This window comes from Paenibacillus sp. PAMC 26794 (genome assembly GCF_000316035.1).
GTDB lineage: Bacteria > Bacillota > Bacilli > Paenibacillales > Paenibacillaceae > Paenibacillus.
This window is the reverse complement of record NZ_ANHX01000004.1, coordinates 37,593-46,845: the sequence shown is the minus strand read 5'-3', so window position 1 is coordinate 46,845 and position 9,253 is coordinate 37,593. Positions and strand designations below refer to the sequence as shown.

10 protein-coding genes and 1 pseudogene are annotated in these 9,253 nt (G+C 45.1%); 3 read left to right on the top strand and 8 right to left on the bottom strand.

Annotation, left to right across the window (positions count from 1 at the left end; translation table 11 throughout):
• Positions 1-5: 5 nt before the first annotated feature.
• Positions 6-482, bottom strand: coding sequence for a DUF6790 family protein (locus tag D829_RS0101935; RefSeq protein WP_026080959.1), 477 nt, complete (start codon positions 480-482; stop codon positions 6-8).
• A 423-nt stretch (positions 483-905) separates the two neighbouring features.
• Here D829_RS0101935 and D829_RS0101930 point away from each other — a divergent pair, with 423 nt between their 5' ends.
• Both D829_RS0101930 and D829_RS0101925 read left to right on the top strand, forming a co-directional pair.
• Complete coding sequence (locus D829_RS0101930) at positions 906-1,331, top strand: Rrf2 family transcriptional regulator (protein ID WP_017687146.1); 426 nt, start codon at positions 906-908, stop codon at positions 1,329-1,331.
• 111 nt (positions 1,332-1,442) lie between these two features.
• Positions 1,443-2,300 (top strand): SDR family oxidoreductase, encoded by an 858-nt coding sequence (locus D829_RS0101925; protein ID WP_017687145.1) that lies wholly within the window; start codon positions 1,443-1,445, stop codon positions 2,298-2,300.
• A gap of 196 nt (positions 2,301-2,496) precedes the next feature.
• On the opposite strand, the gene D829_RS0101920 is transcribed toward D829_RS0101925, so the two are convergent.
• The 5 genes from D829_RS0101920 to D829_RS0101900 form a co-directional block, all read right to left on the bottom strand.
• Positions 2,497-3,036 carry an RNA 2'-phosphotransferase gene (locus D829_RS0101920; protein WP_026080958.1) on the bottom strand — a complete coding sequence of 180 codons (540 nt, stop codon included), beginning with the start codon at positions 3,034-3,036 and terminating at the stop codon, positions 2,497-2,499.
• 31 nt (positions 3,037-3,067) lie between these two features.
• Complete coding sequence (imm48, locus tag D829_RS0101915) at positions 3,068-3,508, bottom strand: Imm48 family immunity protein (RefSeq protein WP_017687143.1); 441 nt, start codon at positions 3,506-3,508, stop codon at positions 3,068-3,070.
• Positions 3,509-3,783: 275 nt separating this feature from the next.
• Entirely contained in the window at positions 3,784-4,773 is a 990-nt protein-coding gene (locus tag D829_RS30245; RefSeq protein WP_017687142.1) for a serine/threonine-protein kinase, read from the bottom strand.
• A gap of 299 nt (positions 4,774-5,072) precedes the next feature.
• A complete protein-coding gene (locus tag D829_RS0101905; protein WP_017687141.1) occupies positions 5,073-5,942 on the bottom strand; it encodes an alpha/beta hydrolase in 870 nt (289 codons plus the stop codon).
• Positions 5,943-6,152: 210 nt separating this feature from the next.
• A complete protein-coding gene (locus tag D829_RS0101900; RefSeq protein ID WP_017687140.1) occupies positions 6,153-6,806 on the bottom strand; it encodes a ribonuclease H family protein in 654 nt (217 codons plus the stop codon).
• A 154-nt stretch (positions 6,807-6,960) separates the two neighbouring features.
• On the opposite strand from D829_RS0101900, the pseudogene D829_RS33185 reads away from it, so the two are divergent.
• Positions 6,961-7,107: pseudogene (locus D829_RS33185) on the top strand (DUF421 domain-containing protein); the annotation flags it as partial.
• 235 nt (positions 7,108-7,342) lie between these two features.
• Here D829_RS33185 and D829_RS0101890 read toward each other — a convergent pair.
• Both D829_RS0101890 and D829_RS0101885 read right to left on the bottom strand, forming a co-directional pair.
• Positions 7,343-8,110 (bottom strand): ABC transporter ATP-binding protein, encoded by a 768-nt coding sequence (locus D829_RS0101890; protein WP_017687138.1) that lies wholly within the window; start codon positions 8,108-8,110, stop codon positions 7,343-7,345.
• A complete protein-coding gene (locus D829_RS0101885) occupies positions 8,107-9,123 on the bottom strand; it encodes an iron ABC transporter permease (protein WP_241230731.1) in 1,017 nt (338 codons plus the stop codon). The genes D829_RS0101890 and D829_RS0101885 overlap by 4 nt, the downstream gene beginning before the upstream one ends.
• Between the last annotated feature and the right edge of the window lie 130 nt (positions 9,124-9,253).

The following is a 9,253-nucleotide window of genomic DNA, read 5'->3' as shown; positions in this document are numbered from 1 at the left end:
ACAGCTTAGTGCATTACCCAGATTCCGCCAGCCAATACGGAGAGAACCGTGATAAACGTTTGATACACCACATCCATAATGAGATTCCCGATACTGTCTCCATCTGCCTTGCGATTTTTAATCATGACATAAGTATGTGACCAAAGACCACTTAATCCGTATATGTACATCGTTACCAATACACCAACCCAAAAGTTCCCCTGGAACCAGATGGCCATAATACCCATAACTCCAAGCCCTACCTGGGAAAAACCATATTTAACCTGAAATGGTCCACCAGGCCATCCTAACATTTTGGCTGTCTGATCCGCTCTGGCAATGTTGACAACATAACCAATCACTCCAACCAATCCAAACGTAACCACAAACTGATGAAGCAGCAATACTCTGCTAATCTCGCTCATTTCCCCGGGAAAACCTAACACATATAGGTGTACTCCCCCTGAAATTAGACCTAACAACCATAGAACCAAAAACCACATGCCTGTCCCACTCCCACCGTTTGTTATTTGGAATCATTTGTAACTAAATGTACAATCTTGTAGTTAAACACATTATATAATCGCTTTTACATTTGTCAATTGATACATAATTTTCTAGTATGTCGAAGCTTTTGTCATTTTTCTTCTTCTGTACGCAAACAAGAAAACCATATAGTTCCATTTAACTTGAAAATAATAGGAATTTAGCCCTATTATTACATTAAAAGGTTTGAAACCTACTTCTTTTTTAACGCTTCAAAAGAACCATAACTCATTTATTTGACATAGGTGATAGTTCAATTATCATCTGTTTGATCATCTACGATTCCAGAACAACAGCAACTATCAATTAACATATGATATAAAAGAATTGACATCCGATCTCTTTGTAACTATTATAGTTACAACGGTGGTGATTATCCCATGAGACAAATCAGCAGTCGCTTTTCCATTGCGGTTCATACCCTGTCCCTGATCGCTGTTATGCCCAATGAATGCACCGGAGATGTGATCGCGCAGAGTGTGAATACAAATCCCGTGATTATTCGGCGGATTATGTCCAAGCTGAAACAGGCTGGTCTGATTGACGTCAGACCCGGTGTGGGCGGTGCTTCCTTGTTGAAAGATCCAGCCGACATTACCCTTCTTGATGTATATCGAGCGCTTGAGGTCGTGGAGGATGGGGAATTGTTTAACTTTCACAAACATCCGAATCCGAAATGTCCGGTCGGCAACATGATTGAACACACCTTGCGTGCCGAACTCATTGAGGCTCAGACAGCCATGGAACAGCGCTTGAATCGTGTAACCATACAGCAGATGATGGATCAGATTTATGTCTCTGAATAAAAAAGCTCATTGCGAGCTTTTTTTAACCCTTTCGTTGTAATCAAACCTGTTATAACATTTTTGATTACAACCATATGCAACCAACAACACATATCATAGGAGGAAAAGAAAATGAAAATTTTGGTTACTGGCGCAACAGGTCAATTGGGTTCACTGGTTGTAGAGGCATTGTTAAAAAACAATTCGCCCATGGATGTGGCAGTAAGTGTACGTAATCCAGAGAAAGCGGAAGCACTACGCACTCAAGGCGTTGACGTGCGTCACGGTGATTTCGATCAACCGGAGACGTTGGAGAAGGCTTTTGCCGGTGTAGACCGTCTGTTGCTTATCTCGACTGATGGTGACAATGAAACGCGTATTCGCCAACATCAGGCTGCCATTGACGCTGCCAAGAACGCAGGCGTGGGTTTCATCGCGTATACAAGCGTTGTGAATGCAGAGAAAAACACCCTTTCCCTGGCGGAAGTTCACCGCGCTACAGAAAAAGCTATTCGTGAATCCGGCATTCCGTATTCCTTCCTGCGCAACAACTGGTACCTGGAAAATGAAGCAGGCAGTGTGCAAGCAGCTACGCAAGGCGCACCTTGGGTTCATGCCACCAACATCAGCCAAGTAGGCTGGGCTACCCGCAGTGACTACGCCCATGCTGCAGCAGCTGTACTCGCAGGCGAAGGACATGAGAATACCGTATATGAATTGTCTGGCAAACTACGCACACAAGCTGAACTGGCTGCCATTGTTGGTGAAGTGCTTGGGCAGGAAATCAACGTGCAAAACGTGGACGATGCCGCTTACGCTGACATCATGAAAGGCGCAGGTCTACCAGATTTTGTTGTATCGATGCTCGTTGATATGCAAAGTGCCATCCGTGAAGGCGCATTGGCTGTAGAAAGTGATACTTTAGAGAAATTGCTTGGCCGTCCGGCTCAGCCACTTAGCGAAGGTATTAAAGCAATTGTAGGCAAGTAAGTTTTGGATATGAGAAAGGGACACACCAACAAATGTTGGATGCGTCCCTTTTTTTGTGTAGCTAACGATCAATACAACGGTATACAACTTGAACGGAAGAATGCACATTCAATCCATTCATTGCGACTGTTGCAATTCGAGATAGGTATTTATACTTTCCACAACAGTTCATCACTCATTGCTCACCAGTCAATGCTCACTGCTCAAGAATATAACGTGCAGGAATGTGATCGGCCAGCCAGATATTTTCGTTTCCGTGATAAAAGAGGATTCCATCTGTCGCCGCTTGAGCAGCATTGATTCTCAAAATGACAGGCTGATCATCCCGTCTTCGTCCCACCTGATTGGCTGTATCGATGTCTGCGGACAGATGTACATATTGCCTTTGCCGCGGCTGTAAGCCATGTTCCATAATAGAATGCACTGCGCGTGCCGGGGTCCCATGGTACAGGGTTTCCGGTGGCTCAGCAGGTGACTTGGATATCTTATGGGGCGTGGAATGTCCGTACAATGCCCGGATGCGGCCAGAACGGATTTCATGTCTCTTTTTCTCCGAGGCTTGAATCATCTGCTCCAGATCGGCTTGCGTGACTTCCTTCCACTGCGGACTTTCATGTAAAGCCACCAGCAATTGCGAGATTTCCACCCAACCCTCTTCGTCCAGTTCCAGTTCATACTCCCATGGTGCATGTCGCAGAGCATATGAGAGTTCCTTGCTTAATTTCATCAGATCCAATGCAATCATCCCCCACATCTAATAAAACCGTCTATTTTTGCGATTGAACCGCTGTTAAAATCTCCTGAATGTTACGTTCCAATCCTTCATCGTCTTCCTGATTGAATTGGCGGTGTCCATCAATCCCGCGATGAATAATCGTATTCATCACTGGATGAACCTCACGACCGGAAGCCACCCGAATCAGATCATCGGCAAAATCAACCGCCTGCTGTTCACTGTAATTAAATGGTTTAATCAACATCCGAATGCTCAAGGCATGGGCCTGCGGCTCCGCCAGCTGATCCCGATGAGTGATGCCATACACCGCGCCAAAACCAAAAGCAGCCATGACCTGACGCTCCAGTTCTGTCGTCTGTTCCAAAGGCGTGCCAATCAGCTCACACATTTTGTCCACCATCTGCTCCAACTCGTTTGCTGCCGCAGCCAGAATTACGTCATTAATATCGTCAGCGTTGATAAATTCAGTCATATTGGTTTTTTCCATTTCTGCACCGTATTTGATCCATTCTCTCAGACTCTATGAGAACATTGTATCGGAGTTGGGGTATTCGTTTCAAATTCATCTATAGGTGGAGCTGTTAATCCCGGCATGATTCATCGTTTGGCTCACTCCGAGACGAACTCCATAAAATACACTAATAAATAATAAAAAACCAAATCTCCTCTTTTACAAGTCGACTTGGTTTAATTTGTTGTACGAATATGCTCATCTAACATACCATTTTATAAAAGAGGTGTTATAACTCAAGCCATCTCATGTTGCTTTTTCGACTCCACTTCATAGACCTGCGTATGTTCATTCTCGGCCAAAGACCATTCCACTGTACCAGGTTTACGCACTTTCCACACCCAGGCTTGAACTCGCAGCGAGCTTCTGACCCAAGCTAAGGAAGCACAGCGTTTCTCAGACCGAACCGTCAACCCCCAATGTATAACACGAGCGAGCCAAGGATTCACATACTCATTATGTGAGCGAACAGATGGCAATTCATCCTGGAACAACCGCTGTTTCACGTCCATAGGGGGTTGCCCACATGTCCAATAATGGAGCAGAGCTGCCAAACTATAGATATCCGACATCGGTCCCTGACTGGATTTCTCCGAATAGAACTCCAGCGGAGAATAACCTGCCGATGTAAATATCACCTGTTTCTCTCCGGATTGCATAGGCCAACGGGTAGCTGAGCCGAAGTCCAGAAGTTTGGGTGTACCATCCTCCATAACCATAATGTTGGAAGGTTTCACATCCCGGTGAAGAATGCCTTGCTTATGTATGTAATCCAATGTATCCACCAGTGGAAGCAGCGTCTCCGTTATAAAGGCAGCATCAAGAGCATGGTTGTGTTCATTCAAATACTCGGTCAATGTGATTCCCGTGCAGTATTCCATAACCAGATACCCCGTATCATTCGCTTCAAAATGATCCAAATACGAAACAATATGAGGATGATCCAGTTTCGATAAGAGTTCACCTTCGAGTAGAAATGCAGCCAGTAACTCCTGATATTGCCCACCGTACCCTCGTGAAGAGCAGAACACCCCTCGCTTATCTGCCTGCCGTTCAGCCATTCTCTGTGGGAAAAATTCCTTAATGGCTACTTTGGCACCTGTGTTACGATCTCGCCCTGCATATACAATAGCCAACTCACTGCTGGCTAATACCTGTCTTACCTGATATGTATCATTTATAATCACATTGCGCTGCAATGCCATTTTACAATTGTCTTTTCTCATAACAGACCTCTTTTCAACCTTGTCGATCGGAAGACTTTCCGCGTAAATGCATCATTTGGTTCAACCAGTCAGCAATTCATCGCCAACTATACATATAAACCAAATGATGCAATTTGAAACACCTTAACGCGAAATATTTAAATATTAATGATATCAGGCCTTCTACGATCTACTGCTAATCCCTATCCACACTATTCTATAGAAGAAAAGCATTCTCTTATATAGAGTATCGACAGATGGATGTAATTACTTTATTAAACTGGAGAAAAACATTTCCCATCCTTCATTTACAGCTTTTATTAATAATTATTCTGTAAAAAACGCCCGATTTCCTCGTTCATCTGCACCAATACGTCCTGTGAAGGAAAATGTCCTGTATCATACTTGATGGCTTGCACATTCGTAATAATCTTTTGAGCCCGTTCAATACACTTATCCGCTGGGAAAAAGACATCCTTCTCCCCCACTAATAACAAGGTTGGAGACGTATAGTTCACCAGTTCTTCCCGCTCCGTGAGCTTGGGCAGATCATGCTCCAAACTGACATGCTTAAAAATTTTACCAATGATGTTTTTATCCATTTCTTTCATGCAGTTGCACGACATGCTGTCCGTAATTTTTTGTAAAGAAGATGGTGAAGAAGTCATCCGGTACTTAACAAGTGGAAGAACGATATCCTGAACGGTTTTGATTTTGGAACCAACAGCCAGGCCTGCCGGAGCGACCAATACAGCACATGCAATTCGTTCTGGAATGTAGGTTGCCAGTCTAAGAATAATTCCTCCACCAAAAGAAGGTCCGATAAACGCACTTTTTTCGATCTCATAATAATCAAGCAAGTCGGAAATCCACAACGCAAAACTATCAAATCGTGCCGATATCCGTGTCTCCTCACTGTAGCCGGGATGACCGATCGTATCGGGGGCGATAATCCGGTATTCTTTGAACAAGGAAGAGAACCAGGACAATGTCATGGGATTCACACAATTTCCGCCTTGGAGAATAAATAAAGGCTTACCGTCCTCAGGACCTGTCAATAAAACATGCGTCTGTCCAAACCGTGTCTCCACATACTCTCGTGTAAATCCCTCGCCCAGTTCATTAAGATAGGCTTCGTACTCCTCAAGTATGCTGCTTCTTCCTTCTTCACTTCTATATATGGGACTCATGTCTGCCTCCTGCAAAATATACTCAAATAACCCATTCTAGTGAATGGACTTGCTAATCAATGGACCAAAAATATAAAGAGGGCCTGCAGATGACAGGCTCCTCCATATGTTTAACTAATCATATTCAGATGATTATAGAGCGGAAACTGGAAATTGTAAATATCGATTCTAATAGACAAGAAATAAAGGAGGCATCCTTTGGAAAAATACTTACTTCCGGCCGTAATCTGCCTTGATTTCGCCCCACTGTTTGGTCTGCCATTTTAGCACTTTATTGCTGTACGTATTCGTCTGGAGCCACTGCTCCGCACGATCAATCATCAACCAGATCTCTTCCGTGGAGTTGTCTCTTTGTAAGGTCGTGGCTACTTTTTTCTGTTTTAGCCATTTCATGGCATTGACCGAGTCGGTATACACCGTTTTGGTACTGCCTTCTTTCTTCAGATGTGCGAGGGCATGTACAATGGCTAAAAATTCGCCCAGATTGTTCGTGCCTTTGGAGATCGGTCCGACGGAGAAAATAATCTCACCGGTGCGGGTGTCTACGCCTTTGTATTCTACAGGTCCGGGGTTACCACGTGTGCCCACATCAACAGAGACGCTGTCGTAATCCACTTCCTCTGACGTTTCCATGCCAGCACTTCTTCCGCTACCAGCCGACTTTGTCTTCGACGCTCCGCCTGCACTTGAACCCCAGTTCCCTTTCCATCCAGCACGATACGCTTCTTCTGCGGTCGCTTTGGACTCATAGGATTTATATTTTGCTCCAGTATAATGATCCGTCTGCGCTTTGCAATCTGCCCATGTGTTATACACACCAGGCTTCTTGCCTTCCCAGACAACATAATATTTCTGTTTAGCCACTGTGACCCGCTCCTTTGTTCACTTCATCAATACCCTATTGTAAACGATCCGGTGGGCGGAATGAAAGCTATGGATTTAGCCAACTGCATAATTCCTCCAACTCCAGAACAGCCTAAGAAGCAAAGCGCATACTGGAATAGAAAGGAATATACGTATGGACTGGATATGGAAATCTGTTTTACTTGTACTTATCGGCATGATTCTGCTGCGAATTGCAGGACGCAAGTCGATCTCACAGATGAGTGTCGCCACAACGGTCTTCATGATCTCCATCGGAACAACGATTGTACAGCCCATCGCGAATCATGAGCTTGGCATAGCGATAACTCCTCAGATATTTTCCAAGAAGTCAGCAAAGGTGCTAATGCTCATCCCGTTGATCCTAAGCTTCAATAGACGCGCCTAGCCCCATCAAAAATAAAAGACCGGCCCTGCGAGCAATCAACAACATCGCTCCAACAGGCACAGTCTATTTTCACTTTAATTGATTATTTCGAAGATTATTCCACGTCATCCAAACAAAGATATAGTCCCAATCACCGTGTACTCAGGTAAGCGATGCCCAGGCCGCCCGTAACCGGATTTGTATAGATTTCACAATCGACATCAAATACCTCACCAATCATCTCGCGAGTCAGAATATCAGCCGGTTTGCCGTGGACCACAATCTGGCCCTTTTTCACTACATAGAGATAATCGCAATATTCTGCGGCGAGTTCGAGATCATGCAGCGCTGCCAATATGCCAATGCCAAGTCCGCGGACAATATTTAGAATTTGAAGCTGGTATTTGATGTCCAGATGGTTCGTCGGCTCGTCCAGGATCAGGAATTGGGGTTGCTGTGCCAAGACACGCGCCAATACGACACGCTGTTTCTCTCCACCGGACAGAGACACGTAATTGCGGTCTGCATGTCCAGTCAGATGTACTTTTCCCAAAGCCTGCTCGACGATTTCGTGATCCCGTTCATTATCCGTCTCCAGCATTTTTTTGTGCGGGGTACGGCCCATCATGACCATCTCACGCACCGTAAAATCAAAACTCAATTCATTAAACTGGCCAACAACGCCCATGTGTCTGGAAACAAGCTTTGGACTGGATTTGAGAATATCGGTATTGTCTAGAAAAACCTTACCTTGCTGCGGTTTGATCACTTTATAAATGCTCTTGAGCAGCGTTGACTTGCCACAACCATTGGGTCCGATCAGTCCAACGAACTGTTTACCGTTCACCTGTAATGAAATATCCTTGATGATGTCCGTGTTCAGCACAGAGATGGATACATTTTCTACGTTGAGTTTCATGTTTGATTTCCTCCAAAACCGTAGCCTTTTTTGACCAGCATATACATAAACATTGGTGCACCAATCATGGCTGTAATAATACCGATTGGCAACTCCACGCTGGATATGAGGGATCGTGCAATAACATCCGTCCAGATGAGGAAAATGGCTCCGAACAACACGGATACAGGCATCACTTTACGATGGTCGGAACCCACCAGACCTCTCACAATATGCGGAATAATGAGTCCGACAAAACCAATCATGCCACAGCTCGCCACCATCACTCCTGTCACCAAAGCGGTTAACAGCATATACAGCCTGCGGTACACACTCAGATTAATGCCCAGCGTAACGGCTGCTTCATCCCCCAATAACATCGTATTGAGAACTCTGGACTGCAACAGGAAAAATAGAATCGCTACAAGCACGACAATACTTACCAGCGGAAGCTTGTTCCAATCGGAAGCCGCCAGGCTGCCCATGGTCCAGAACGTCACCGTCTTGATGCCCTCCGCATTGTTGGCAAAATAAATAATAAAGTTCGAAAAAGCGCTGCACAACGCATTAATGACCATTCCGGCAAGCACCAGCTTGACTGACGTCATTTTACCTCGAATACCTGCGAGGGTCAGCACCAACAAAGAAGCTCCCATCGCTCCGGCAAATGCCCAGAAAGCTACACCGGTTTGACCGAGCCAGCCAATCGCACCGAATCCAATGAGAATCGCAAAAGTTGCTCCGAGTGAAGCACCTGAGGATATGCCCAGTATGTAAGGATCAGCCAGTGGATTCTGCACAGCCGCCTGCATAACAGCACCGCACAAGGCCAAGCCTGCACCGATAAACATCGCCATCAGCACACGCGGGAAACGAATCTGCCAAATGATATCGGTAAAGGAACCTGCCTCAATTGGTGTTGTCCCCCACTGAAATCCCGTTAATTTGTATAAAAGAATACGATATGACTCCGCCAGTGGAATGTGTACCTGTCCAATGGAAACTGCAATACCTACGGATATAAGCGTAATCATGATTAAAGCTGCGATCAGTAAAGCAAACCCGGATTTACTATGAATCAGAGACTCTCTTTTCCCCCTACGCTGTGTCTGAACCTGAACCGTCTGTGCCATCTCTTCCCCCATCAATTCGCGTAAAATGTAG

Coding starts and splice junctions, on each gene's coding strand:
- D829_RS0101935 (WP_026080959.1), bottom strand. CDS start 482: ATGTGGTTTTTGGTTCTATGGTTGTTAGGTCTAATTTCAGGGGGAGTA.
- D829_RS0101930 (WP_017687146.1), top strand. CDS start 906: ATGAGACAAATCAGCAGTCGCTTTTCCATTGCGGTTCATACCCTGTCC.
- D829_RS0101925 (WP_017687145.1), top strand. CDS start 1,443: ATGAAAATTTTGGTTACTGGCGCAACAGGTCAATTGGGTTCACTGGTT.
- imm48 (WP_017687143.1), bottom strand. CDS start 3,508: ATGACTGAATTTATCAACGCTGACGATATTAATGACGTAATTCTGGCT.
- D829_RS30245 (WP_017687142.1), bottom strand. CDS start 4,773: ATGAGAAAAGACAATTGTAAAATGGCATTGCAGCGCAATGTGATTATA.
- D829_RS0101905 (WP_017687141.1), bottom strand. CDS start 5,942: ATGAGTCCCATATATAGAAGTGAAGAAGGAAGAAGCAGCATACTTGAG.
- D829_RS0101890 (WP_017687138.1), bottom strand. CDS start 8,110: ATGAAACTCAACGTAGAAAATGTATCCATCTCTGTGCTGAACACGGAC.
- D829_RS0101885 (WP_241230731.1), bottom strand. CDS start 9,123: ATGATTACGCTTATATCCGTAGGTATTGCAGTTTCCATTGGACAGGTA.